We start from the raw sequence: 24,531 nt of genomic DNA on the forward strand, positions 1-24,531 counted from the left end.
CCCCGGCACACCCCGCACCCCCGGGCGTCATCTCATCACTCATGACTCCATGATCCCGGACGGGCCGCGCCGCCCCGCACCGCCCCGGCTCGACCGGCCGGCCCACGCCGGACCTATTCGAGAAGTTTCGCCAGGAACTGGCCGGTGTGGCTGGCTTCCGTCCCGGCGACGTCCTCCGGAGTGCCGGTGGCGACGACGGTGCCGCCGCGGGAACCGCCCTCGGGGCCCATGTCGATGATCCAGTCGGCGGTCTTGATGACGTCCAGGTTGTGCTCGATGATGATCACCGTGTTGCCCTTGTCGACCAGGCCGTTCAGGACGCCGAGGAGCCTGCGGATGTCGTCGAAGTGCAGGCCGGTGGTCGGCTCGTCCAGCACGTAGATCGTGCGGCCGGTGGAGCGTTTCTGCAGCTCCGACGCCAGCTTGACGCGCTGGGCCTCGCCGCCGGACAGGGTGGGGGCGGGCTGGCCGAGCCGGACGTAGCCCAGGCCGACGTCGTTGAGGGTCTTCAGATGCCGGTGGATCGCCTTGATCGGCTCGAAGAACTCGGTGGCCTGCTCGATCGGCATGTCGAGCACCTCGGAGATCGTCTTGCCCTTGTAGTGGACCTCCAGGGTCTCCCGGTTGTAGCGGGCGCCGTGGCAGACCTCGCAGGGGACGTAGACGTCCGGCAGGAAGTTCATCTCGATCTTGATGGTGCCGTCGCCGGAGCAGTTCTCGCAGCGGCCGCCCTTGACGTTGAAGGAGAACCGGCCCGGCTGGTAGCCGCGGACCTTCGCCTCCGTCGTCTGCGCGAACAGCTTGCGGATGTGGTCGAACACGCCGGTGTAGGTGGCCGGGTTGGACCGGGGCGTGCGCCCGATCGGCGACTGGTCGACGTGGACGACCTTGTCGAGCTGGTCGACGCCGTTCACGCGCCTGTGCCTGCCGGGAACGAGCTTGGCCCCGTTCAGCTTCTTGGCCAGCGAGCTGTAGAGGATGTCGTTGACCAGCGTCGACTTGCCCGAACCGGACACGCCGGTCACGGCGGTGAGCACGCCGAGCGGGAACGCCACGTCCACGTCGCGGAGGTTGTTCTGCTGGGCGCCCTTCACGGTGACCTCGCGGCCCTTCGTGCGGGGCCGGCGGATCTCCGGGACGGCGATCTCGCGGCGCCCGTCCAGGTACGCACCGGTTATGGAGCGGTCGGACTTCTTCAGGTCCTCGATGGTGCCGGACACGACGATCTCACCGCCGTGCTCGCCGGCGCGGGGACCGATGTCGACGATCCAGTCGGCGGCGGCGATGGTGTCCTCGTCGTGCTCGACGACGATCAGGGTGTTGCCCATGTCGCGCAGCCGCAGCAGCGTCTCCAGCAGGCGGTGGTTGTCGCGCTGGTGCAGGCCGATGGACGGCTCGTCCAGGACGTACAGGACGCCGACCAGGCCCGAGCCGATCTGCGTGGCCAGCCGGATGCGCTGCGCCTCTCCCCCGGCGAGGGTCGCCGCCGGCCGGTCGAGGGACAGGTAGTCGAGGCCGACGTCCAGCAGGAACCCGAGCCGGGCGTTGATCTCCTTGAGGACGCGCTCGGCGATGTGCTGCTCGCGCTCGCCCAGGTCCATCGCGAGCAGGAACTTCGCCGCCTCGCCGATCGGCTTCGCGGCGACCTCTGCGATCGACATCCCGCCCATGGTGACGGCGAGCACGACCGGCTTGAGCCGGGCGCCGTCGCACGTCGGGCACGGGATCTCCCGCATGTAGCCCTCGTACCGCTCCCGGCTGGAGTCGCTCTCGGACTCGGCGTGCCGCCGCTGGATGTAGGGGATCACGCCCTCGTACGCGGTGTAGTACGACCTCGTCCGGCCGTACCGGTTCTTGTAGCGCACGTGGACCTGGGTCTCGTGCCCGTTCAGGACCGCCTTGCGGGCCTTGGCGGGCAGCTTCTCCCACGGGGTGTTGAGGTCGAAGCCCATCGCGTCGCCGAGCGCGGACAGCAGGCGCAGGAAGTAGTCGCTCACGTGCCCGCTCGACCACGGCTGGATCGCGCCCTCGCCGAGGGTCAGCTCCTCGTCCGGGACGATGAGCTCCGGGTCGACCTCCATGCGCGTCCCCAGGCCGGTGCAGTCGGGGCACGCGCCGTAGGGCGAGTTGAAGGAGAACGACCGGGGCTCCAGCTCCTCGAACGACAGGTCGTCGTAGGGGCAGTAAAGGTGCTCGGAGTACATCCGGGTGCGGTTCTCGTCGCCTTCGGGGACGTCGACGAAGTCGAGGACGATCGTGCCGCCCGCGAGGCCGAGCGCGGTCTCCACCGAGTCGGCGAGCCGCTGGCGCGCGGAGTCCTTCACCGAGAGCCGGTCGACCACGATCGCGATGTCGTGCTTCTCCTGCTTCTTCAGCTTGGGCGGCTCGTCCAGGCGGATCATCCGCCCGTCCACGATCGCCCGGGAGTACCCCTTGGACTGCAGCTCGCGGAACAGCTCCAGGTACTCGCCCTTCCGCCCCCGGATCACCGGCGCGAGCACCTGGAACCGGGTGCCCTGCTCCAGCTCCAGCACCCGGTCGACGATCTGCTGCGGCGCCTGCCGGGTGATCGGCCGGGCGCACTCGGGACAGTGCGGGTGCCCGATCCGCGCGTACAGCAGCCGCAGGTAGTCGTACACCTCGGTGATCGTCCCGACCGTCGACCGCGGGTTCTTGCTGGTCGACTTCTGGTCGATCGACACCGCCGGGGACAGCCCCTCGATGAAGTCGACGTCGGGCTTGTCCATCTGGCCGAGGAACTGGCGGGCGTAGGCCGACAGCGACTCGACGTACCGCCGCTGCCCCTCCGCGAAGATCGTGTCGAACGCCAGGCTGGACTTCCCGGAACCCGACAGGCCGGTGAACACGATCAGGGAGTCCCGCGGGAGGTCGAGCGAGACGTCCTTCAGGTTGTGCTCGCGTGCTCCACGCACGATGAGTCGGTCATGCACGGCGTTATTCCGGTTCCTCTTCTGGGCGCGGCCATGGACAGAGACAGGCCGCTCTCAAGGCTAGCCAAGGGGTACGACAGAATCCCCCGAGTCAACAACGGCGACGGCCGCCGCCGCATTTCATGACGCTCCCCGCCCGTCCCGCAGAGGTCCGGACGGCACCACCGCACCGTACACGTGTTCGAACACCACTCGCCACCAGAACATCCCCCGCGAGCACCTCGGACGCCCGGCCGCCAGCGCCCGAGGAGGCCGCCGCGAACGTGGCGAGCCGGCGGCCTACTCGTCGTCCAGGGCGAAGGAGAGGTAGCGGTCGGCGGAGCGGCGGACGGCGTCCTTGCCGTCGGTGTAGACGATCTTCTTCCACCAGGCGCCGTAGACGCGGTCGAAGTCGTAGGGCTCCAGGAGGCGCAGGGCGCGGCGGATCGTGCGGGGGCGCTCCGGGATGAGGTTCGGGTAGCTGTACATGAAGCTGACCCAGTCGCGGTCGTTGACGACTTGCAGGATGTCGCCGGAGAACACCGCGCCGGCGTCCCGCCAGTGCAGGACCTGGCCGCCGTCGAAGTGCACGCCCGCGTTCACGAGCGTCAGGCCGCCGGCCAGTTCGTGGGTGTCGCCGGACCAGAAGACCACCGCGTCGTCCGGGCGGGCCACCCAGCGGCGGTCGGCCTCGTGGATGTAGACCGGGGCGTCGAAGGCGTGCGCCCACTCGATCATGCTGCCGTAGAAGTGCGGGTGGCTGATCGCGATCGCGGAGATGCCGCCCAGGTCGTTGACCTCGCGGATCAGGTCGTCGTCGATGTGGGTGACCATGTCCCAGAGGACGTTGCCGGACGGGGCGCGCAGCAGCAGGGCGCGCTGGCCGATGGCGGTGGACGGCTCGGTGCCGATCCCGACGACGCCCGGCCCCTCTTCGGCGACCCGTCCCCGGTGCCCGGCCTGGAGTTCCTCCAGCGTCGTCCATTTCTGGCCGTCCCAGCCGACGTACTGGCGCTCGTCCTCGCAGATCGGGCAGTCGGGACGGGGCTCGGCGTACTGGACTCCGCAGGTCAGGCAGATCGGCAGCTCCATGATCGCTCAAGTGTGGCATGGGAGGAGGTGGTGCGGAAGGATGAAGGCGCTGTGGGTCTAGGGAGGCGCGTCATGGACTGGCGAGAAGTGATCGATGAGCTGGATTCCGGTGTGGAGCGCGTCATCGGGACGTTGTCGCAGCTCAGCGACCACGATCTGCGCGCCCCGTCGGCCCTGCCCGGGTGGAGCCGCGGGCACGTGGCCACGCATATCGCCAGGAATGCCGACTCTCTGTGGAACCTGCTCGAATGGGCGCGGACGGGGGTGGAGATCCCGCAGTATCCGAGCCTGGACGCCCGTAACGCCGCGCTGGAGGAGGGCGCCGGACGGGGCCGCGAGGAGCTGGCCGAGGACGTCCGCGCGACCGGGGCGCGGTTCGTCGAGCAGGCGAGGAACCTGCCCGAGGGCGCGTGGAACGCTCCCGTGATGGCGATGACGGGCTGGCGGCACCCGGCCTGGTACACGCTGTACCGCCGGTGGAACGAGGTGGAGGCGCATCACGCCGACCTCGCCGCCGGGTACGGCCCGGCCGACTGGCCCGAGTCCTATGTCCGGTGGTCCCTGACCAGCACGCTGACGGACATGGCCGCGCTCCCGGAGACGCTCCGCGGTGAGCTCGCCGGGTTCCGGATCACCGCGACCGACTCCGGGGAGTCCGCCGACCTCGGCTGGGCGCCCGGCGGCCCGGAGGCGTCCGGGTCGGGGCGGGCGCTGCTCGGCTGGCTCAGCGGGCGCACGGACGGCGCCGGCGTGAGCGTCCGCCCGGACGGCCGGCTGCCCGTGCCGCCGCCCTGGCCGCACCAGCCCGCGGCCTTCTGAGGGATCCGCGACTCAGCGCACGCTGTCAGTCGGCGTCGTGGCCGGCCAGGCGGTGCAGGGCGTCCACCGAGCGGACGACGATCGCGCTGCGGGTGACGGTGAGGCCGCCGCGGACGGGTTCGGCGGCGAGGATCTGCGCGACCTTGCGGCGCCCCATCCCGGCCCAGCGCCCGAGGTCCTGCTGGGTGACGGGGATCCGGACCTGGACGCCGCCCTCGTCCGGCGCCTCGGTCACGCCGTCCGCGCGTTCCTCCTTGACGGGTGAGCCGAAGCGCGCCACCAGGCGCAGCAGCCTGCTCGCGAGGCGGCGCTCGGGGTCGTCGGGGAAGTGGGCGACGCGCAGTTCGTTCGAGTCCCGCAGCCGTTCGGCGAGGACGGCGGCGACCGCCCAGGCCGAGCCGGGGTGGTCGTCCAGGACGCTCCGGAACTGTCCCCGGGGCAGCACGAGCGCCTCCACGCGGGTCAGCGCCTCGACGTTGGCGTGCCGGACGCCGCCGTCCACGGCCTCCAGTTCCCCGACGAGGTCGCCCGGTCCGAGGATGTCGAGGATGGCGGTCTCGCCGTCCCGGTCGACCCAGACCTTCACCGCCCCGGCGCGCAGGACGAAGACCTGGGACGCGCGGGTGTGCTCGCGCATCAGGAAGGCGCCCTGCCTGATCACCACCGGTGCGCCGGTCCGCCGCAGCGCCTCGCGGGCGCGTTCGGGCAGCGCGTCCCAGAATCGGGCGGTCTCCATCTCGCCTCCTCCGCCGAACCCGGGCCGGGGCACGGTGATTCTCGCTCCGGTGCCTCATTGATCTTGTGCCTGGGGTCCAGTGAACGCGGCGCTGCGCCGATGGACTAGGTCTTTTGTCACATGTCGAGAGATCTATCCGTTTCAAGCCAGCTGTCCAGGGCGCGGACGCGCCGGACGCAGTCGGCCGCGGCGGCCTGGTCGCCGAGCGCGAGGTGGGACTCGCGCAGCAGCTCCAGCGCGCGCCGCAGGCCCGACTGGTCGTCCATGTCGCGGCGGATGCCGATCTCGGCGTTGACGTGCTCGACCGCGCGGGCGTGCTTGCCGAGCAGCTGGCAGGCGCGGGCCATGTTGTGCAGCGCGTACGCCTGCGCCCGGGTGTCGCCGAGTTCGGCGGCCAGGTCGTGGGCGCGGCGCCCGGTGTCCAGGGCGTCGTCGGCGCGGCCGAGGTCCAGGTGGATGGCGGCGAGGTGGACCAGGGCGGTGCCCTCGCCGTGCCGGTCGCCGACCTCGCCGAGGAACCGCAGCGCCTCCAGCTCGCGTTCGAGGGCCTCCTCCGGCCGGCCGGCGCGGCGCAGCACGGCGGCGAGGGTGTCCATCCCGACGCCGAGGCCGTACCAGTCGCCGCCGGACTCGCGGATCCGCAGCGCGTGCCGCGCGGCGCGCTCGGCGTCCTCGGGCAGCCCGAGCCGGGAGTAGGTGCGGGCCAGGCTGCCGAGCGTGCCGGCCATCCCGCCCTGCGCGCCGAGCCGGTGCCACAGGTCCAGGGCCTCCAGGCCGAGGACGAACGCCTCCTGGTGGCGGCCGAGGCGGCGCATGACCACCGACAGGTGCTCCAGGTCGTGGGCCTCGCCGTGCTGGTCGCCGATCTCGCGGCGGATCTCCAGCGCCCGCAGCAGGTGCTCGCGCGCCTCCCGGTACCGTCCGAGCCGCCAGTGGACGATGCCGATCTGCGCGAGCGCCTCGGCCTCGCCGTGCCGGTTGCTGGTGTCGCGGTGCAGGCGCAGCGCCTGCCCGCAGTAGGTGAACGCCTCGGCGAACCTCGTGGCGTCGCACATCAGCCTGCCGAGCGTGTTGAGCGCGCGCGCCTCCCCGTGGCGCGCACCCAGGGCACGGTACGTCTGCAGTGCCTGCTCGGCGTCCTGCTGCGCCATGTCGCGCAGGCCGAGCACGGAGTTCATCCGCGCCAGCTCCGTCAGCGCCTGCGCGGACCCGTGCATGTCGGCCTGCTCCTGCCGGATGTAGAGGGCCTCCAGCGCGTGCGACACCGCCTCGTGGACGTTGCCCTGCCGCCGGTGCACCTGGGCGACGGTGAGAAGGGTCTCGGCCACGCCCGGCTGGTCATCGATCCGGCGCCGTATGTCCAGCGCCTTCCCGGCGTGTTCCAGTGCCTTCTCGTAGCCGGCGAGCCCCAGGTGGGCGCGGGCGAGCGTGTCGTGTCCCTTGGCGACTCCCCCGTCACCGCCACCGTCCCGCTCACCGTGGATGTCGAGGGAGCGCTCCGCGTGCTCGATCGCCGTCAGGTAGCGGCCGAGCGTCACGTACACGTCGGCGAGGGTCGCCAGGGTCAGGGCCTCCCCGTACCGGTCGGGCGGGTCGACGGCCCGGAAGCCGCGCCGCGCGTCCTCCCCGTACCCGATGGCCTGGACGGAGTCGCCCAGCTCGAAGTGCGCCATCGCCAGGTTGTGCAGCATGACGGCAGCCACCGCCCAGTCCTCCTCGGTGCGGGCCGCGTGCAGGGCCGCCTGGTGGACGGCGATGTTGTCCTCGCTGTAGCGCCGGAACTCCTGGAAGTCGAAGAGGGCGTCGGCCAGCTCCCAGCACGTCCGGTGCAGGCCGAGCCGGGCCGCCTGGTGGACGGCGGCGACGAGGTTGCGCCGCTCGGACTCGAACCAGCCGAGCCCGGACGCGCGTTCGGCGGCCGTCGCCGGGCGGATCGGCGCCTCGCCGCGGTGCACGGTGGGCCGGGGCCGCCCGGTCAGCGCCGCCCCGGCCTCGCGCGCCTCGGCGAGATAGCCGGCCAGCAGCCGCCGCTGCGCCGCCAGCTGCTCGCCGTCGGAGTCCTCCCGCAGCCCCCGCTCCCGGGCGAAGTCGCGCAGCAGGTCGTGCATCCGGTAGCGGCCCGGTCCGACGTCCTGCACCAGGTAGGCCTGCCGCAGGCCCTCCAGGCACTCGCGCGCCTCGTCCACCGTCCGGTCCTGCAAGGCCGCGAGGGCGACGGGCGTGAAATCGGGGCCCACCACCAGGCCCAGCCTCCGGAACGCCTCGCGCTGGTCGGGGCGCAGGCTCCGGTAGGCGACGTCGAACGTCTGGCTCATGACGGCCTGCAGCCCCGCCCCGGACGCGCCGTGCGAGGCGCCCTCGCTCAGCCCCGCCCCCGAAAGGCCCGGTCCGTACGGCGGCGGCGCGTCCTCGGCGTCCAGCGCCGCCAGTTCCCGGACGGTCGCGGCGACCGACTCGCCGGGGTTCTCGGCCAGCCGCCCCGCCATCACGCCGAGCGCCAGCGGCAGATGCCCGCATTCGCGGGCCAGCCGCACGACCGCCCGGTGCTCCTCGCGGACGCGGGCGTCCCCCGGGCCGAGGACGTTCGAGATGAGGTCCACCGCCTCCTGCGAGGCCATCTCCTGCAGTTCCAGCGTCCGGATGTCGGCGCCCTCCAGCAGCGCGGGCAGCCGCCGCCGGCTCGTCACGATCACCAGCCCGGACGTCGCCGCGGCCAGCAGCGGCCTGATCTGCTCCGGCCGGGACGCGTTGTCGAGGATCAGCAGCATCCGCCGGCCTGCCAGCATCGACCGGCACTGCGCGGCGAGTTCCGCCTCGGCGCGCGGGAGCTGGTCGCCCGGCACGCCCGCGGCGCGCAGCACCTGCCCCATCGCCTCCGCCGGCGTGACGGGGCTGCGCCTGGTGCCGCGCAGGTCGGCGAACAGGACGCCGTCGGGGAACCGGTCGACGACCCGGTGCGCCCAGTGCAGCGCCAGCGTCGTCTTGCCGACGCCCGCCATCCCCTGCACGAGCACGGCGCGCGGCCATTCGGACTGGCCGACCAGCATGTCCAGCTTGCCGAGGCTGATCGTGCGGCCGGCGAAGAAGGGGTTGTCCGCGGGCAGCCGCACCTGCGGCGGCGTGCCCGCGCCGAGCCGCACCGGCTCGGGCGCCGCGATCCCGGCGTCCCCCTCGGTTTCGGCCCGCCGCGCCGGCTGCTGGCCGGCGGACGGCCACTCGTCGCCCCACGGGCTCGCGGCCCGGCGCAGCCGCTCGGTGTCCAGCACGATCAGCGGGCGCGGCCTGCTGTCCAGGATGCCCCTGGACCGCCACAGCCGGAACCACCGCACCAGGGTCTCGCGGGAGATGCCCGCCCAGTTCGCCAGCTCCGCCTGGCTGAGCTTCAGCGGGATCCGCGTCCCCTGCCCGGGGGCGGGCTCACCGAACCGGTGGGCCAGTTCCAGCAGGTGGTAGGCGAGCCGCTGCGGATGGTCGGCCGCCCGCACCGCGTGCCGGCGGCCGCCGAACGTGACGGTCTGCGAGATCGCGTGCATCATCGCCTCGGCGACCTGCGGGCTGGCCGCCAGCAGGCTGCGGAACTTGCGGCGGTCCACCCGCAGCGCCGCGACATGGTCCAGCGCGGCGACGCTGCCGCGCTGCGGATGCCCCCACGGGCCCAGGACCCCCACCAGGTCCCCCGCCCCGAACAGATCGATGATCGACTCGTCGCCCTCGCTGGAGTCCACGAACTCCTTGGCCACCGCGTTGCTGGCCGCGCGGGGGGACGCCTTGAACACCACGTACACCGCCGGCGCGATCGACCCCTGATGGCACAGCATCCCGCCCGGCGGGATGTCGGTGCGCCGTCCCATGGCGCGCAGGGCCTGCCGGTCGGAGGGTTCCAGCCGTTCCCAGAAGCTTCCCGGCCGGACGCCCAGAGGGGTGTGGGGGGTCGTCCCGCCGTCGGGCGCATCGTCGATCAATCCGGTCAGCCTCCAGTCATCGCCGCCGCCAGCGTCCAGAAGAGGAACAGCACCGAGGTCGTCGCCGCCCACGCGACGGCCTGCCAGGAGAGTTCGCCGCAGCGGTGCGCCGCCGACAGCAGCCGCCGCAGCTCCACGTCGCGGATCCGGTCGTCCAGCGCGACCGCCGATCCGAAGGGCGTCCACGGCACGCCCGGGTCGACCGGCGAGCCGGTCCGGCCGCGCACCTCGGCGAGCACCGACACCAGCGTCCGGCGCGACCGGACCGCGTAGGCGGCCGAGATCGCGAAGGAGCCGGCCAGCACGGGCAGCAGCGCCAGCGCGGCGAGGCCGGGCATGCCGGCCGCGAGCCGGGTCACGGTGCCGACGAGCACGAGGGCGAGGAACACCGCGGCGATGGCGGAGTCCCGGCCGCACAGCCGGACCAGCGTGCAGGCGTGCCCGAGGAGGTCCTCGGGCTTCTCCCTGTCCGGTCCGGGACGGAATGCGGTAATCAACGCTTCACCGTCCTCACGGGTTCGATCCTGATCTTCCATTTCCCATGGTGCGCTGGCAAGACGGAGATTTCCGTCCGTGAGCGCACGGTTCGACTGCGTCTGGTGACTCATCCGCGCCACGGGCCGGGGCGGGGGCGATCCCGGGCGCCGATGATGGAGGATGGAGTCTTCGCACCACCCGGTGCACCATCTACGTGCACCACCTACTTGCACCATCGGCGGGAGGACGCATGACCTACACGGGAAACGTCGAGACCGGCGGTCGTCCCGACGTCCGGGAACTGCCCGGCCTGACCGTCACGAAGGTGTCGGTCGGGCCCTACGACAACAACGCCTACGTGCTGCGCTGCACCGCCACCGGCGAGCAGCTGCTCATCGACGCGGCCAACGAGGCGCCCCGGCTCCTGGAGCTGATCGGCGACGGCCCCCTGGCCCGCATCGTCACCACGCACCGCCACCAGGACCACTGGATGGCGCTGAGCGAGGTGGCCCGCGCCACCGGCGCCCCGGTCGCGGCGCACCCCCGCGACGCCGAGGCGCTGCCCGAGCCGGTCGCCGAGCCCGTCGAGCAGGGCGACACCGTCCGGGTGGGGGACGCGACCCTGGACGTCATTCACCTACGCGGCCACACGCCCGGCTCGATCGCGCTACTGTACGAAGCGGGCGGCGAACTGAGCGACCGCCCGCATCTGTTCACCGGCGACAGCCTGTTCCCCGGCGGCGTCGGCAACACCTGGGGCGACCCGACTCGCTTCAAGCAGCTGCTCTCCGACGTCGAGGAACGCGTTTTCGACCGACTCCCGGACGCCACCTGGTTCTACCCGGGCCACGGCAAGGATTCGACGCTGGGACGCGAACGTCCCGGGCTGCCCGAATGGCGGGACCGCGGCTGGTGATCTTCCGGTCTCCCGGCGGAACAAGCGGTTGTGGGCGTTCGTTGCTCCAACCACATTTCGGGCCGAGACCAGGAGACGACCATCCACGAAGTCCAGGAAGTGGATCCGGGACCCACCCTGCGTTATCCAGCGGGTTCTCTGGTGCTCGTAGCCGGCCTTCCAGGAGCCGGCAAGAGCACCCTGCTGAACCGCCTGTACGGGCTGCACGGTGACGAGACGGCGCCGGTGCCCGCCGGAGACGTCCTCGTCATCGACTCCGGCCAGTCCCGCAACCGGTGGGCGCGCTCCCTGCGGCTCTGCCCGGTCCGGCTGCGCACGCCGCTCGTCCACGCCACCCACGTGTGGCGGATCGGCCGCGCGATCCTCACCGGCCGCGGCGTCGTCGCCCACACCCGCGGCACCTGGCCGCACATCCTGCACCTCTTCGCGTGGATGGCGCGCCACCGCGGCAATCACCTGCACCTGATCCTCATCGACGTCGATCCCAGGACGGCCCGCGCCGGCCAGTTCACGCGCGGCCGCGTCGTCACCCCCATCACCTTCGCCCGCCACTGCCGCCGCTGGCGCCCCCTCATCGCCCGCGCCCGCGGCGGCGGCCCCATCCCGCCCGCGACCGGCGTCACGATCCTTGACCGCGACACCGCGGACAAGCTCCAGGCGATCCACTTCACCTGACCCGCGTCAGGCGGCCTTGACGCTCTCGGTTCAGCTGAGGGCGGTGAACCAGCGGACGGTCTGGGCGGTGCCGGCGAGGTTGGCGCCCAGGTGGCGGGAGCCGCCGTAGAGCTTGTCGCCCACGTCGATGACCGGGGTGTGGACGCCGCGGGCGCGGAAGGCCGCGGCGCAGTGGTCGGTGTTGAGGGTCGTGGCCTGCTCGTCGTCGCTGATCTTGTAGAGGTGGACGGGGACGCGCGGGGTCCAGGCCGTGCAGACCTCCGCGTCGACGCGCAGGGCCTCGGCGAAGGCGCCGGACGGGTGGCGCAGGACCTCGAAGCCGCGCGGCTTGAGCAGTTCGCCGAGCGTTCCCGGAAGCCCCTTCAGCATGTCCGGGCCGGGGGTCGTGCCGTCGAAGTACTTCTCGACGTCGCTCGCGTACTCGTCCTCGAACACTTCCGAGGGGTCCTCGTAGATGCCGCCGTGGACGCGGTTCCAGGACGTGAGCAGGTAGGCGGCGTAGGCGACGGACATCTTCGGGTCGAGGTCGCCGTTCAGCAGGGCGGGCAGTTCGGCGCCCCGGAAGTCGTAGGCGCCGGCGATCGGGGCGACCGCGCGGATGCGGAAGTGCGGGTCGGCGCGGTCCTGGAGGGCCCGGGCCAGGCCGAGCGCCGATGACGCGCCCTGGGAGAACCCGGTCGCCAGGACCTGGCCGTCCAGGAAGCGGCCCTTCCACGGGACGAACTGCCGCGCGGCGCGGAGCATGTCGAGGGACGCGGAGGTCTCGGACGGGACGTGCTTCCACGGGTGGACACCAGGCCCCTCGCCCAGCCCGAGGTAGTCGGGGGCGACGGCGGCGAAGCCCGCGGCGGCGTAGGTGACGGCCGGGCCGCGGTCCCAGACGCCGTCGGCGATCGAGGGGGCGTCGGGCTTGTAGCTCGTCGTGCCGTGCGTGTACGAGACGGTACGGAGCCACCGGTCGTTGTTGCGGGGCAGGACGAGGAGGCCGCTGGCGGTGGTCGAGCGGCCGCGCGGGTCGATCGTCCGGTAGACGAGGCGGTAGGTGTCGACGCCGTACCGGACGGAGGCGGCGTCGAACTCCTCGCTCGCCAGCCACGTCCGCACCTGGCCGGCGGTCATGGTGCCGAGGTGGGTGGCGGAGACCAGGCGTCCCCTCGCCATGTGGTCGTGCGTGCGGGCGGGCCGGTCCCCGGTGCCGTCGCCCGCGAGGGCCGGCGCGGTTCCGGCGGTGATCGCGGCGCAGACGGCGGCGGCCGCGAGGCCGGCGGTCAGGCGGGACGTGGGACGCCTCATGGCGGACTCCTTCTTTCGGGTGGGCTCCAGCCTCCGGCGCGGCCCGCCGGACGCGCATCACGCCGATCGGTGATCTTGGACCCGGTACCTGCGGGGGCCTTCCGTTCGGTCGAGACGGTGTGCCGGTGGGGAGGTAATAGGGTCGGAAGAAGATCGACGATGAGAGGCGGCAGCATGGCGCAGCAGGTACGCGGGGTCATCGCACCGGGCAAGGGGCAGCCGGTGCGGATCGAGACGATCCTCGTTCCGGATCCGGGGCCCGGAGAGGCGGTCGTCCGGGTCCAGGCGTGCGGGGTCTGCCACACCGACCTGCACTACCGCGAGGGCGGGATCAACGACGAGTTCCCGTTCCTGCTCGGGCATGAGGCCGCCGGGGTGGTCGAGACGGTGGGCGACGGGGTGACGGAGGTCGCGCCGGGCGACTTCGTGATCCTGAACTGGCGGGCGGTGTGCGGCCAGTGCCGGGCCTGCCTGCGCGGACGGCCCTGGTACTGCTTCGACACGCACAACGCCGCGCAGAAGATGACGCTTGAGGACGGCACCGAGCTGTCGCCCGCGCTGGGCATCGGCGCGTTCGCCGACAAGACGCTGGTGGCCGCGGGGCAGTGCACCAAGGTCGACGCGGTGCGGCCCGAGGTCGCGGGGCTGCTGGGATGCGGCGTGATGGCGGGGATCGGCGCGGCGATCAACACCGGCGGGGTCGGCCGGGGCGACTCGGTCGCGGTGATCGGGTGCGGCGGCGTCGGCGCGGCGTCGGTGCTCGGGGCGCGGCTGGCGGGCGCGGCGACGATCATCGCGGTCGATCTGGACGAGCGGAAGCTGACCACGGCGTCCGCGCTGGGCGCGACCCACACCGTCAACGGCGGGGACAGGGACGTCGTCGAGGCGGTGCGGGAGCTGACGGGCGGGTTCGGCGCGGACGTCGTCATCGAAGCGGTCGGCCGCCCGGAGACCTACGAGCAGGCGTTCTACGCCCGGGATCTCGCCGGGACGGTGGTGCTGGTCGGGGTGCCGACCCCGGAGATGAAGCTGGAGCTTCCGCTGCTGGACGTGTTCGGGCGGGGCGGGTCGCTGAAGTCGTCGTGGTACGGCGACTGCCTGCCCTCACGGGACTTCCCGATGCTCATCGACCTCTATTCGCAGGGGCGCCTTGACCTGGACGCGTTCGTGTCCGAGACGATCGAGCTGGACGGCGTCGAGGCCGCGTTCGAGAAGATGCACCACGGCGACGTGCTGCGCTCGGTGGTGATGCTCTGATGGCGGCGAGCATCGGCCACATCGTCACGTCCGGGACGTTCTCGCTGGACGGCGGCACGTGGGAGGTCGACAACAACGTCTGGATCGTCGGCGACGACAGCGAGGCGATCGTCATCGACGCCGCGCACGACGCCGGCGCGATCGCGGAGGCGCTCGGCGGCCGGCGGCTGGTGGCCATCGTGTCCACGCACGGCCACGACGACCACATCGACGCCGCGCCCGCGCTGAAGGCCCGCACCGGCGCGCCCGTCCTGCTGCATCCGGACGACCTGATGCTGTGGAAGCAGAAGCATCCGGACACGAGCCCCGATGGCGATCTGGCCGACGGGCAGGTCATCACGGTCGCGGGGACCGATCTCACCGTCCTGCACACTCCCGGGCACAGCCCCGGCGCGGTGTGCCTGCACGCGCCGGCGCTGGGCACGGTGTTCTCCGGCGACACGCTGTTCAACGGCGGGCCGGGCGCGACGGGTCGGTCGTTCTCCGACTTCCCGACGATCATCACCTCGATCCGGGAGCGGCTGCTGACGCTGCCCGCGGAGACTGCGGTGCGGACCGGCCACGGCGACTCCACCACCATCGGCGGCGAGGCGCCGCATCTGGACGAGTGGATCGCCCGCGGCCACTGAGCCGCCGACCCACCGAGCCGCCGAGCCCCTGACGTCAGGACGGGACGCGTCCGGCCGGGCGGGGCGTGGCGAGCCTGGTCGCGCGGGTGCGGCCGCGCAGGACGGTCTCCTCGCCCAGCGACCAGTGCGCCGCCTCGCCCGGGTCGGCGCGGGCGACGAGGGAGCCCGCCGCGTAGACGCGTTCCGGGATGCTCTTGGCGAGGTCGGTGAGGCGGGCCGCCTCGTTCACCGGGTCGCCGATCACGGTGTACTCGAAGCGTTCCTCGGCGCCGATGTGCCCGGCGACGGCCTCGCCCGCGGAGACGCCGACGGCCGCCTCCAGGCCGGGGATGTCGGAGCGCAGGCGGCGGGCCAGCTCGCGGGACGCGGCGAGGGCGCGGCCGGGGGCGCCGTCCAGGTCGAGGGGCGCGCCGAAGATCGCGAGCGCGGCGTCGCCCTCGAACTTGTTGATCCAGCCGCCGTGCGCGCCGACCACCTCGACGACCACGGCGAAGAAGTCGTTGAGCAGCCGGACGACCTCGGCGGGGGGGTGGCCGGCGGCGAGCCGGGTGGAGCCGATGATGTCCACGAAGATCACCGCGACCTCGCGGAGTTCGCCGCCGAGGTCGACGCCGCGCTCGACGGCGACGCGCGCCGCGTCCTCGCCGACCTGCCGGCCGAACAGGTCCTGGAGCCGTTCGTGCTCGCGCAGCCCGGCGGCCATGTGGTTGAACCCGGCCTGCAGCAGGCCGACCTCGCTGGCGTCGTAGACGGGCACCTCGACGTCCAGGTCGCCGCGTTCCACCTTGGCCAGGCCGAGCCGCACGGACTCGACCGGGTCGGAGATCGCGCGGGCGGCGCCGTAGGTGACGCCGAGCCCGACGACGAGCGCGATCCCGCCGAGGGCGAGCACGGCGAGCGCGAAGTCCCGCACGGTGATCCTGGCGATGAGGAACGAGCCGACCGCCAGCGTGATCAGCCCGAGGATCGGGACGGCGGTGCCGAGCCCCCAGGCGAGGACCGAGCGCGCGACGACGCCCGGCAGGCCGGTGCGGCGCGGCATCTCGCTGCGCAGCGCCGTGGTCACCGCGCGGCGGAGCAGCCGCTCGCTCAGCAGGTACACGACGGTGCAGGTGGTCAGGCCGCCGAGCAGGCTGGTGAGGCCGAGCTTGACGGCGAGCAGCCCGGAGAACGGCGCGTTGATGATCACCCAGCCGACCGTTCCGATGCCCCACAGGCTCAGGTGCAGGGCCATCAGGCGCAGCGGGCCGTACAGCAGCAGGGAGCGCTCGTGCCGGTCGGGCTCCTCGTGCCGTTCGACCAGGCGGTGGACGCGGCGGAAGAAGCGTTCGCCGAGCACGAGGCCGACGGGCATCGCGGCGGCGACGTAGGCGATGAAGACGATCAGGTTGAACAACTGCAGCCGATGGGAGACGTCGCCGACCGGGTCGGGCATGAGCACCGCGAAGGCGAGCACGACCAGCGCGCCGACGAGGTTGGCGAGCCCGGTCGCGATCGTCACCAGGATGCGGGCGCGGCGGGCGATCCGTTCCCGGGTGTCGTCCGGGCCGCCGTCGACGAACCGCCACAGGGGGCCGAACAGGATCCGCCTGGGCCGTGGCGCAGGCTCCGCCGTGTCGGTCTCCATGAGCGTGCAGATTATCCGGTCAAATCCACCTAAACCGCCCGACGCCCGGAATCTGGCCGCAAGTGCGGGAAGTTCCCGGCGGCGCGGTGGGTTCATTCACTGAACCCACTGATCGGCACCCCCGGGAGAGCCCATGACGTCCGTGGCGGCCTCCCGCGCCCCGCGCCGCACGCCCGGTCCCGCGGCGGCGCTGGCTGTCCCCGCCGCCGCGACGCTGCTGGCGCTCATGAACTACACGGCGCCTATGGCGGCGCTGACCGACACGGCGCGGGGCCTGCACGCGGACGCGACGGCACAGATCTGGCTGATGAGCTCCATCAGCCTCGGTCTCGCGGCGGCGCTGCTCGCCGTCGGCAGCCTCGCCGACGACCACGGACGGCGGCGCGTGTTCCTGATCGGCGCCGCGACGCTCGCCGCGTCCAGCGTCGCCTGCGCCGTGGCGCCCAACGCGGCGGTCTTCGTCGCCGGGCGGATCGTGCAGGGAGCCGCGAGCGCGGCGCTCCTGGCGACCGGGCTCGGCATCATCGCCGCCTCGTTCGCGCCCGGGCCGGGCCGGGCGCACGCCACCGGGGTCTGGGGGGCGATGCTCGGCCTCGGCATCGCGCTCGGCCCGATCGCCTCCGCCGGTCTCGCCGAGGCCGGCGACTGGCGGCTCTGGTACTGGGCGGCGGCGCTGGCCTCGGCGCTGCTCGGAGCGGTGGCCCTCCGGCTGGAGGAGTCCCGCGCCGACCGGCCGCGCGGACTGGACCTGCCCGGCCTGCTCACCATGTGCCTGGGCGTGGGCGCGCTGGTCACGGCGATCACCTGGGGCCGGCTGGGCTGGACGCGCCCGGCGGTCCCGGCGCTGTTCGCGGCGGCGGCCGTGCTGCTCGCGGCGTTCGCCGTGATCGAAGCGCGGCGCCGGGAGCCCATGCTCGACCTCGGGCTGCTGCGGCGGCCCGCGTTCCTGCTGTCGATCTCGGGGGCGATGGTCACCGGGCTCGGCGTGATCGGGATCATGAGCTACCTGCCGACCATGATGACCCTGGTCATGGACATATCCCCGCTCGTGGCGGCGCTGGTCCTGGTGTTCTGGTCGGGGCTGTCGTTCCTCGCCGCGCTGCAGGCCCGCCGCCTGCCCGCCCGGTTCCCCGCCGGGCGGCTGCTCGGCGCCGGGCTCGCGCTCTGCGCCGCCGGGCAGTTCGCGATGCTCGGGATGGCCCCGCAGGACCACTGGGGACGGCTCGTCCCCGGGCTGATCGTGGCCGGGCTGGGCGGCGGCCTCTCCAACGCGATGCTCGCCAGGCTGGCCGTGGACAGCGTCCCCGCCGACCGCGCGAGCATGGGGACGGGCGCCAACAACACCGCCCGCTACGTCGGCGCGTCGGTGGGCGTCGCGATCGTGGGCGCCATCGCCACCGGTTCGGGCACCGGCGTGGCCGAACTCGCCCACGGCACCAACGTGGCGATGTTCGTGTCCGCCGTCATCGCCTCGGCCGGAGCCGTCCTCGCGCTCGTGATCCGCGTCAGGTGAGTTCCTCGATGAAGGCGGCGAGCTGGGTCAGGTTGCGGCACTCGTACATGGGGACGAGCTCGCCGTAGCGGGACGCCGCGGAGTCGCCGGTGTCCCACTGGCCGCGCGGTTCGGGGTTGAGCCAGTACGCGTGCCGGGCGCGGCCGGCCATCGAGCGCAGGATCGGCAGCGACAGCCCGCCGTAGTTGGAGCGCGCGTCGCCGAGGATCAGCAGCGACGTCTTGGGCGTGATGGCGTCGCGGTACCGGTCGTCGAACACCTTGATGGCGTGGCCGTAGTCGGAGCGGCCGGTGATCCAGACGAGGTCGGCCTCGGCGGCCAGGCGGGTCATCGCGTCCGTGACGTCCGCGCCCGGCGCGAAGAACCGGGTGATCTCGTCGGTGGCGTCGATGAACGCGAACGCGCGGACCTTGCTGAACTGCTCCCGCAGCGCGAACGTCAGCAGCAGCGTGAAGTGCGCGAACGCCGACACCGAGTCGCTGGCGTCGCACAGGACGACCAGCTCGGGCTTGTGCGGGCGGCGCGGCCGGTGGTGGGTGGTGAGCGGCACCCCGCCGCTGGCGAGCGACGCGCGGACCGTCCGGCGGAAGTCCAGCCGGCCGCGCCTGCCCCGCCGCTGCTTCTGGACGAGCCGCGCCGCGAGCTTGCGCGCCAGCGGATACACCTCGCGGCGCAGCGCGGCCATCTCCGCGCGGTTCGCGCCGGCGAAGTCGAGCCGTTCCAGCGGCGGGCGGACGGCGATGCGGGCGGTGCGCTCGACGCCGGTGTCCTCGGCGATGCGGCGCCGCACCTCGCCGGCGACCAGGTCCTCGAACCGGGCGATGCGGTCGCGGAACGTGCGGCGGGCGACCCGCTCTGCCATGCCGCCGCGTTCCTGCCCGGCCAGGACGGCGTTGAGCAGCCGGGCCATGAGCGTGTCGGGCGACATGGCGCGCAGGACGCCGAAGGAGAACCACGACTCCTGGCCCGGCGTCTGGCCGTACTCGGCGACGGCCATGCGGGCGAACTGCCGCAGCCCGGCGTCGTCCCCGGACAGCAGGAGTTCGGCCAGCTCGCCGCGGCGGGCCTGCACCTGCGGGTCGAGCGCGGGCTCCACGGGACGCCCGTCGTCGTCCGTCGTCCGGGCGGGGCGGTCCGGGTCCGGGCGGGCTCCGGCGCCGTCCCCGACCGCGGCGGGGAACCACAGGTCGAAGAGCGTGTCGAAGGTGGTGCGGTGCTGGGGACGCTTGACGAGCGTCGCCGCGTAGGCGGCGCGCAGCGACTCGCGGTCCAGGAGGTCGACGGCCTGCATGGCGCGGACCGCGTCCAGGCCCTCGGCGACCGACACCGGCAGCCCGGCCCGGCGCAGCTCCGCGACGAACCCGGTGTGACGGTCGATGAGAGAGGCCATGTCGATGAGTCCCGGGGTCAGGGCCGCAGGCCGAGTTCCTTGGCGGCGCGTTCCTGGTCGGTGACGTGCTTGAGGACGACGCCGAGGGTGCGCGCGACGGCGGCCTCGTCCAGATCGTCCAGGCCGAGGGCGAGCAGGGTGCGCGCCCAGTCGACGGTCTCGGCGATCGACGGGGCCTTCTTGATCTCCAGGTCGCGCAGCGTGCCGACGGTGCGGACGAGCTGCTCGGCCAGCTCCGCCTCGATCCCGGGCACCTGCGCGAGGACGATGTCACGTTCCCGTTCGGGCGCCGGGTAGTTGAGGTGCAGGTAGAGGCAGCGGCGCTTGAGCGCCTCCGACAGCTCCCGCGCCGCGTTGGAGGTGATCAGCACGAACGGGCGGCGGACGGCGCCGACGGTGCCCAGCTCGGGGATCGTGATCTGGAAGTCCGACAGGACCTCCAGCAGCATGCCCTCCACCTCGACGTCGGCCTTGTCCGCCTCGTCGATCAGCAGGACGGTCGGTCCGGTGCGCCGGATGGCCGCCAGCAGCGGCCGCTCCAGGAGGAACTCCTCGGAGAAGATGTCGTCGTGGGTCTCCTGCCAGGCCCGGTCGGAGGACGCCGCCTGGATGGCGAGGAGCTGCTTCTTGTAGTTGAACTCGTACAGGGCACGGGCCTCGTCCAGTCCCTCGTAGCACTGGAGCCGGATGAGCTCGGCGCCGGTCGCCGCGGCGACGGCCTTGGCCAGCTCGGTCTTCCCGACCCCGGCGGGGCCCTCGACGAGCAGCGGCTTGCCGAGCGTCTGCGCGAGGTAGACGGTCGTGGCGATCGACTCGTCGGCGAGGTAGCGGACCTCCGCCAGCCTGCCGTCCACGTCGGCGGGCGACGTGAAGGCCCCGTCCAGGGTCTCGGTCATCCACTGCCCCTCTGTGCGCCGCGCTTGGTCGCGGCGGCCTTCTCGTAGGTCTGGTTGGTCCCCGCGAACACGAGCGATTTCCCGCCCTCGTTGAGGGCGACGCCCCAGTAGGACGCGGTCTGCGGGTCGCCGCCCTTCCAGGAGAAGCGGTACTTGCCCCCGCCCTCGGGGACGACCGTCCCGCTCCAGAGTTTCTGCTTCTGCCTCATCCACACGCCCCTGCCGTCCGCCGCGAACTGGAAGTGGTCTCCGGCGGCGCCGACCCACCGCCCGACGAGCGGCTTCATGTCGGAGGGCTTCACCACCGGGAGCGGCGCGAGCGTGGTGGGCGGAGCCGACGAGGCGCCCGCGCCCGCCTGGTCGCCCTCACCACCGCCGCAGCCGGTGAGGGCGAGCGCGGCGGCGGCCGCGCTGACTACGAGGGCGCTGGCTCTCACGTAGACCTCCGGGACGATCTGGGGTGGAGCGGCAGTTTACCGGCGCCTCCGTCCCCGTCCCCGTCCCGGCCGAGACCTGCGGGGTACGCGGCGGTTCGTCCCGCCGGGTGAGGCGGACGGCGGGCGCCGTTGCCTATAACCGAACCATGACGACCCCACGACTTCCCCGCGACGACCTCACGGCGGCGATGGCGGCCCGGCACGAGCTGGGGCCCGAGTACGACGACGCCTTCATCGAGACGGTCGTCGACCGCATCCAGGAGACCCTCGAAGCGCGCTCCGGCGCCGCGCCCCGGCCCCGGGCCGTCCGGGCCCGGGAGCCGGGGCGCGGCGACCGCTATCACGGCCTGGCCATGGCGGTGCTGTCGCTGCTGGCCGCGATCCCGCTGAGCGCGATCGGGGTCGTCAACGCCGGCCTCCCGGGGCTGGTCGTCGTCATGGCCGGGATCGTGCTCATCAACGTCACCTACACCTTCCGTCCTCGCTAGCCCTCACTTACCGGGTTCGGGGTCGCGGGGAAGGCCGAGCAGGCGCTCGCCGATGATGTTGAGCTGCACCTCGGTGGTGCCGCCGTAGATCGTCATCGCCCGGCTGAACAGCATGGCGCGCGCGACGATGCCGCTCTCGGCCATGGGCACCTCGGTGACCGCCACGGTGCCCTGCGCCGCCCAGCAGTAGTCGGCGACGTTCTGGTTGAACTGGACGCCGAGGAGCTTGCGGACGCTGGCCTCCGCGCCCGGCTCCACGCCGTTCAGCTGCTTGAGGGTGGTGCGCAGGCCGAGCAGGTCGATCGACTGGCCCCGCGCGACGAGCTCGCCGACCTCGGCGGCCGCGATCGCGTCCAGGTCCCGTCCCTTGAAGAACTTCAGCAGCTCGGGGACGCCCATGCCGAGGCCGCCGCCGGTCGACAGCGACACCCGCTCGTTGGACAGCGTGTTGCGCGTGACCTGCCAGCCCTTGTCCACCTCGCCGACCACACGGTCGTCGGGGACGAACACGCCGTCCAGGAACACCTCGTTGAAGATGGCCTCGCCGGTCAGCTCCTTGAGGGGCCGCACGTCCACGCCCTCGGACTTCATGTCCACCAGGAAGTAGGTGATCCCGTCGTGCTTGGCCGCGTCGGGGTCGGTGCGGGCGATGCAGAAGCCCCACTGGGCGTAGTGCGCGAGCGACGTCCAGATCTTCTGGCCGGTGAGCTTCCAGCCGCCCTCGACCCGCTCGGCCTTCATCGACAGCGACGCCAGGTCGGAGCCGGCGCCCGGCTCGGAGAACAGCTGGCACCACACGATCTGCCCGCGCAGCGTCGGCCGGAGGAACTTCTCCTTCTGCTCGTCGGTGGCGTACCGGACGAGGGACGGCACCAGCCAGGCGCCGATGCCCAGGGTCGGCGTCTTGACCTTGGCGGCCTTCAGCTCCTGCTGGATGAGGACCTGCTCGACCGGCCCGGCCTCGCGGCCCCACGGCTTCGGGAAGTGCGGGACGCTCCAGCCCTCGTCGCCCAGCCTCGCGAGCAGCTCGTCCTTGTCCTCGACGGCGGCCAGCTCGGCGACCTCGGCGCGGATCCGCTCGCGGAGCGGCTGGGCGGCCTCGTCCAGTTCCAGCACGACCTCGCGGCGGCGGCCGTCCAGCGCGAGCGCGGCGACCTTGGCCGCCCACTCCTTGGCCGGGCCGAGCAGCGACCGCAGCGTCAGGGCGCGGCGCAGGTAGACGTGGGCGTCGTGCTCCCAGGTGAAGCCGATGCCGCCGAGGATCTGGATGGCGTCGCGGGCGGTCTGCACGCCCGCGTCCAGCGCGATGACGGCCGAGACCGCGGCGGCGAACCCTGCCTCCTCCGTGCCCTCGTCCAGGGCGCGGGAGGCGTCCCAGGCGGCGGCGCGGGCCTGCTCCAGCGCGATGAGGCTGCCCGCGGCCTTGTGCTTGACGCCCTGGAACTGCCCGATCGGGCGGCCGAACTGCTCGCGGACCTTGGCGTACTCGGCGGCGGTCGTCACCAGCCAGCCGGCGAGGCCGGCCGCCTCGGCGCCGAAGAGCGCCGCGGCGAGGTCCTTGACGCGCCCGGCGGTGAGGCCGTCCAGGACGCGGTCGGCGGCGACGGCGAGGCCGGTCACCTCCACGGAGGCGACGCGGCGGACCTTGTCCAGGCTCTCGACCGGGGTGATCGTGACGTCGGCGGCGTCGACCGCGACCCACTGCTCGCCGGAGCCGTCGGCGACCGGCAGGACGATCACGTCGGCGAGCGTGGCGCCGAGGACCGTCGCGGACTTCCCGGAGACGACGAGGGAGTCGCCGTCGCGGCGGCCGGTCAGCTCCCCGTCCAGCGCGACGGCGCCCGTCCGGGACCCGTCGGCCAGGCCGGGCAGCAGCTCCGCCCGCACCTTGGCGTTGCTGGACGCGTCGACGACGGCGCTCGCGAACACGGTCGGCAGGAACGGGCCGGGCGCGGCGGCGCGGCCCAGTTCCTCCAGCACGACCGCCAGCTCCAGGAGGCCGTAGCCCTGGCCGCCGTGCTCCTCGTCCAGGTGCAGGCCGAGCAGGCCCTGCTCGGCCAGGGCCGGCCAGAACCCGGGCCTGGTCTCCTCGTCCGCCTCCAGCGCGGCCCGGAGGGCCGTCACCGGAATGTTGCGCTCGGCGAAGCCGCGCACCGAATCGGCGAGCGCCTCGTGCTCCTCGGTCAGCCCGATGGCCATGCGTGAACCCTCTCTCAGCCGCTTTTGACAGCGATTCTAGAACAGGATTCGGTGCTGTGGTGCAGTGGCCCGGCACTCAGCCTTCGCGTGTCGCCGCGGCGTCCGCCTCGCCGACCGGCCCGTCCTCGGCGACTTCCTTGAGCGGCTCGCCCGATCCCTGGTCATCGGGCTTGCGGCCGACGGCCAGGCTGGCGACCGTGGTCGCGACGAGGGTTCCGGCGATCACCGACAGGGACAGCCAGATCGGCACCTCGGGCGCCCACGCCGCACCGTACTCGTGCAGCGCGTGGAGGATCAGCTTGACCCCGATGAAGCCGAGGATGAACGCCAGCCCGTGCGAGAGGTAGACGAGCCGGTCGGTGAGGCCGCCGAGCAGGAAGTACAGCTGGACGAGCCCCATCAGCGCGAACGCGTTGGCGGTGAAGACCAGGTACGGCTCGGTCGTCAGCCCGAAGATCGCCGGGATGGAGTCCACCGCGAACAGCACGTCGGTGGACCCGATGGCGATCATGACGATGGCCAGCGGGGTGAGCATGCGGACGCCGTTCTGCCGCGTCATGAACCTGCTGCCGTCGTACTCCTCGGCCGTCGGGATCACACGCTTGGACCACCGCAGGAGGGCGTTCTCGTTGACCTCGTCGTCGTCGCCGCTGCGGACCATCCCGTACGCCGTCCAGAGGAGGAACACGCCGAAGATGAAGAAGACCCACGTGAACGTCGAGATCGCCGCGGCGCCGACCGCGATGAAGATGCCGCGCAGCACCAGCGCGATGACGATGCCCGCCATCAGCACCGTGTGCTGGGCGACCTTCGGCACGGCGAACCGGGTCAGGATCACCATGAACACGAAGAGGTTGTCGACGCTGAGGCTCTTCTCGGTGACGAAGCCGCCGAAGTACTCACCGGCGTACCGGGCGCCGGAGAAGACCCAGACGCCGATGCCGAAGGCCACGGCGAGACCGATGTAGATCGTCGACCAGAACGCGGCCCGCCGGGTGGTGAACTCCCGCGTGTCGTTCCTGTGGATCAGGAAGAGGTCGGTGGCGATGATGGCGAGGATCCCTGCGATGGTCAGGGCCCACACCAAGGGGGAGACGGACAACGTGTACCTCCAGCGGACACGAAAGAGCGCTGGAGGTCTCTCCCGCCCTGGACGACGAACCAGGACCGCGGCCCCGGGCCAGCATTGGACCGA

The 24,531-nt window shown here is 72.7% G+C and carries 19 protein-coding genes; 7 read left to right on the plus strand and 12 right to left on the minus strand.

The features are described from left to right. Positions 1-113 precede the first annotated feature (113 nt). Together uvrA and E1285_RS15355 are read right to left on the minus strand one after the other, a co-directional pair. The gene (gene uvrA / locus E1285_RS15350; protein ID WP_132152486.1) at positions 114-2,951 is read right to left on the minus strand and encodes an excinuclease ABC subunit UvrA; all 2,838 of its coding nucleotides are present in this window, start codon (positions 2,949-2,951) and stop codon (positions 114-116) included. A gap of 279 nt (positions 2,952-3,230) precedes the next feature. After that, positions 3,231-4,022, minus strand: a complete 792-nt coding sequence (locus E1285_RS15355; protein WP_132152488.1) for an MBL fold metallo-hydrolase — start codon at positions 4,020-4,022, stop codon at positions 3,231-3,233. 72 nt (positions 4,023-4,094) lie between these two features. Here E1285_RS15355 and E1285_RS15360 point away from each other — a divergent pair, with 72 nt between their 5' ends. Next, complete coding sequence (locus E1285_RS15360) at positions 4,095-4,841, plus strand: maleylpyruvate isomerase family mycothiol-dependent enzyme (protein ID WP_132152490.1); 747 nt, start codon at positions 4,095-4,097, stop codon at positions 4,839-4,841. A gap of 25 nt (positions 4,842-4,866) precedes the next feature. Here the strand turns inward: E1285_RS15360 and E1285_RS15365 are convergent, their stop codons facing one another. The 3 genes from E1285_RS15365 to E1285_RS15375 form a co-directional block, all read right to left on the minus strand. Further along, complete coding sequence (locus tag E1285_RS15365; protein ID WP_132152492.1) at positions 4,867-5,577, minus strand: Crp/Fnr family transcriptional regulator; 711 nt, start codon at positions 5,575-5,577, stop codon at positions 4,867-4,869. Positions 5,578-5,693: 116 nt separating this feature from the next. Beyond that, complete coding sequence (locus tag E1285_RS15370; RefSeq protein ID WP_132152494.1) at positions 5,694-9,539, minus strand: tetratricopeptide repeat protein; 3,846 nt, start codon at positions 9,537-9,539, stop codon at positions 5,694-5,696. Positions 9,540-9,544: 5 nt separating this feature from the next. Beyond that, positions 9,545-10,036: a hypothetical protein gene (locus E1285_RS15375; RefSeq protein WP_132152496.1), complete on the minus strand. Its 492-nt coding sequence runs from the start codon at positions 10,034-10,036 to the stop codon at positions 9,545-9,547. Positions 10,037-10,266: 230 nt separating this feature from the next. Between E1285_RS15375 and E1285_RS15380 the strand changes: the two genes are divergently transcribed. Further along, complete coding sequence (locus E1285_RS15380) at positions 10,267-10,932, plus strand: MBL fold metallo-hydrolase (protein ID WP_132152498.1); 666 nt, start codon at positions 10,267-10,269, stop codon at positions 10,930-10,932. 141 nt (positions 10,933-11,073) lie between these two features. Next, positions 11,074-11,607 (plus strand): GTPase domain-containing protein, encoded by a 534-nt coding sequence (locus E1285_RS15385; RefSeq protein WP_243722798.1) that lies wholly within the window; start codon positions 11,074-11,076, stop codon positions 11,605-11,607. Positions 11,608-11,637: 30 nt separating this feature from the next. Here E1285_RS15385 and E1285_RS15390 read toward each other — a convergent pair whose 3' ends face one another. Beyond that, positions 11,638-12,900 (minus strand): hypothetical protein, encoded by a 1,263-nt coding sequence (locus tag E1285_RS15390; RefSeq protein WP_207946605.1) that lies wholly within the window; start codon positions 12,898-12,900, stop codon positions 11,638-11,640. A 174-nt stretch (positions 12,901-13,074) separates the two neighbouring features. Here E1285_RS15390 and E1285_RS15395 point away from each other — a divergent pair, with 174 nt between their 5' ends. After that, the gene (locus E1285_RS15395) at positions 13,075-14,157 is read left to right on the plus strand and encodes an S-(hydroxymethyl)mycothiol dehydrogenase (protein ID WP_132152502.1); all 1,083 of its coding nucleotides are present in this window, start codon (positions 13,075-13,077) and stop codon (positions 14,155-14,157) included. Then, positions 14,154-14,786, plus strand: a complete 633-nt coding sequence (locus E1285_RS15400) for an MBL fold metallo-hydrolase (protein WP_243722800.1) — start codon at positions 14,154-14,156, stop codon at positions 14,784-14,786. Before E1285_RS15395 ends, E1285_RS15400 begins: the two co-directional genes overlap by 4 nt. 34 nt (positions 14,787-14,820) lie before the next feature. On the opposite strand, the gene E1285_RS15405 is transcribed toward E1285_RS15400, so the two are convergent. Then, positions 14,821-16,413, minus strand: a complete 1,593-nt coding sequence (locus E1285_RS15405) for an adenylate/guanylate cyclase domain-containing protein (protein WP_132152506.1) — start codon at positions 16,411-16,413, stop codon at positions 14,821-14,823. A 133-nt stretch (positions 16,414-16,546) separates the two neighbouring features. Here E1285_RS15405 and E1285_RS15410 point away from each other — a divergent pair, with 133 nt between their 5' ends. Continuing rightward, positions 16,547-17,926 (plus strand): MFS transporter, encoded by a 1,380-nt coding sequence (locus E1285_RS15410; protein WP_132152508.1) that lies wholly within the window; start codon positions 16,547-16,549, stop codon positions 17,924-17,926. On the opposite strand, the gene E1285_RS15415 is transcribed toward E1285_RS15410, so the two are convergent. From E1285_RS15415 to E1285_RS15425, 3 genes are read right to left on the minus strand one after another with little or no spacing between them, the layout of a single operon-like run. Further along, positions 17,919-19,316, minus strand: a complete 1,398-nt coding sequence (locus E1285_RS15415) for a VWA domain-containing protein (RefSeq protein WP_132152510.1) — start codon at positions 19,314-19,316, stop codon at positions 17,919-17,921. The genes E1285_RS15410 and E1285_RS15415 overlap by 8 nt on opposite strands. Before the next feature lie 17 nt (positions 19,317-19,333). Beyond that, a complete protein-coding gene (locus E1285_RS15420) occupies positions 19,334-20,212 on the minus strand; it encodes a MoxR family ATPase (RefSeq protein WP_132152512.1) in 879 nt (292 codons plus the stop codon). After that, complete coding sequence (locus E1285_RS15425) at positions 20,209-20,649, minus strand: hypothetical protein (RefSeq protein ID WP_132152514.1); 441 nt, start codon at positions 20,647-20,649, stop codon at positions 20,209-20,211. The genes E1285_RS15420 and E1285_RS15425 overlap by 4 nt, the downstream gene beginning before the upstream one ends. 146 nt (positions 20,650-20,795) lie before the next feature. Here E1285_RS15425 and E1285_RS15430 point away from each other — a divergent pair, with 146 nt between their 5' ends. Further along, complete coding sequence (locus E1285_RS15430) at positions 20,796-21,137, plus strand: hypothetical protein (protein ID WP_132152516.1); 342 nt, start codon at positions 20,796-20,798, stop codon at positions 21,135-21,137. A gap of 3 nt (positions 21,138-21,140) precedes the next feature. Here E1285_RS15430 and E1285_RS15435 read toward each other — a convergent pair whose 3' ends face one another. Together E1285_RS15435 and E1285_RS15440 are read right to left on the minus strand one after the other, a co-directional pair. Continuing rightward, positions 21,141-23,336 carry an acyl-CoA dehydrogenase gene (locus tag E1285_RS15435; RefSeq protein ID WP_132152518.1) on the minus strand — a complete coding sequence of 732 codons (2,196 nt, stop codon included), beginning with the start codon at positions 23,334-23,336 and terminating at the stop codon, positions 21,141-21,143. Between the two features lie 76 nt (positions 23,337-23,412). Then, positions 23,413-24,438, minus strand: coding sequence for a TerC family protein (locus E1285_RS15440; RefSeq protein WP_132152520.1), 1,026 nt, complete (start codon positions 24,436-24,438; stop codon positions 23,413-23,415). Between the last annotated feature and the right edge of the window lie 93 nt (positions 24,439-24,531).

The sequence above is a fragment of the Actinomadura sp. 7K507 genome, assembly GCF_004348425.1.
Taxonomy (GTDB): Bacteria; Actinomycetota; Actinomycetes; order Streptosporangiales; family Streptosporangiaceae; genus Spirillospora.

Excerpts from the sequence above, each read along its gene's own strand:
- E1285_RS15355 (WP_132152488.1), bottom strand. The coding sequence starts at position 4,022 with ATGGAGCTGCCGATCTGCCTGACCTGCGGAGTCCAGTACGCCGAGCCC.
- E1285_RS15360 (WP_132152490.1), top strand. The coding sequence starts at position 4,095 with ATGGACTGGCGAGAAGTGATCGATGAGCTGGATTCCGGTGTGGAGCGC.
- E1285_RS15365 (WP_132152492.1), bottom strand. The coding sequence starts at position 5,577 with ATGGAGACCGCCCGATTCTGGGACGCGCTGCCCGAACGCGCCCGCGAG.
- E1285_RS15380 (WP_132152498.1), top strand. The coding sequence starts at position 10,267 with ATGACCTACACGGGAAACGTCGAGACCGGCGGTCGTCCCGACGTCCGG.
- E1285_RS15390 (WP_207946605.1), bottom strand. The coding sequence starts at position 12,900 with ATGAGGCGTCCCACGTCCCGCCTGACCGCCGGCCTCGCGGCCGCCGCC.
- E1285_RS15395 (WP_132152502.1), top strand. The coding sequence starts at position 13,075 with ATGGCGCAGCAGGTACGCGGGGTCATCGCACCGGGCAAGGGGCAGCCG.
- E1285_RS15405 (WP_132152506.1), bottom strand. The coding sequence starts at position 16,413 with ATGGAGACCGACACGGCGGAGCCTGCGCCACGGCCCAGGCGGATCCTG.
- E1285_RS15410 (WP_132152508.1), top strand. The coding sequence starts at position 16,547 with ATGACGTCCGTGGCGGCCTCCCGCGCCCCGCGCCGCACGCCCGGTCCC.
- E1285_RS15415 (WP_132152510.1), bottom strand. The coding sequence starts at position 19,316 with ATGGCCTCTCTCATCGACCGTCACACCGGGTTCGTCGCGGAGCTGCGC.
- E1285_RS15420 (WP_132152512.1), bottom strand. The coding sequence starts at position 20,212 with ATGACCGAGACCCTGGACGGGGCCTTCACGTCGCCCGCCGACGTGGAC.
- E1285_RS15430 (WP_132152516.1), top strand. The coding sequence starts at position 20,796 with ATGACGACCCCACGACTTCCCCGCGACGACCTCACGGCGGCGATGGCG.
- E1285_RS15435 (WP_132152518.1), bottom strand. The coding sequence starts at position 23,336 with ATGGCCATCGGGCTGACCGAGGAGCACGAGGCGCTCGCCGATTCGGTG.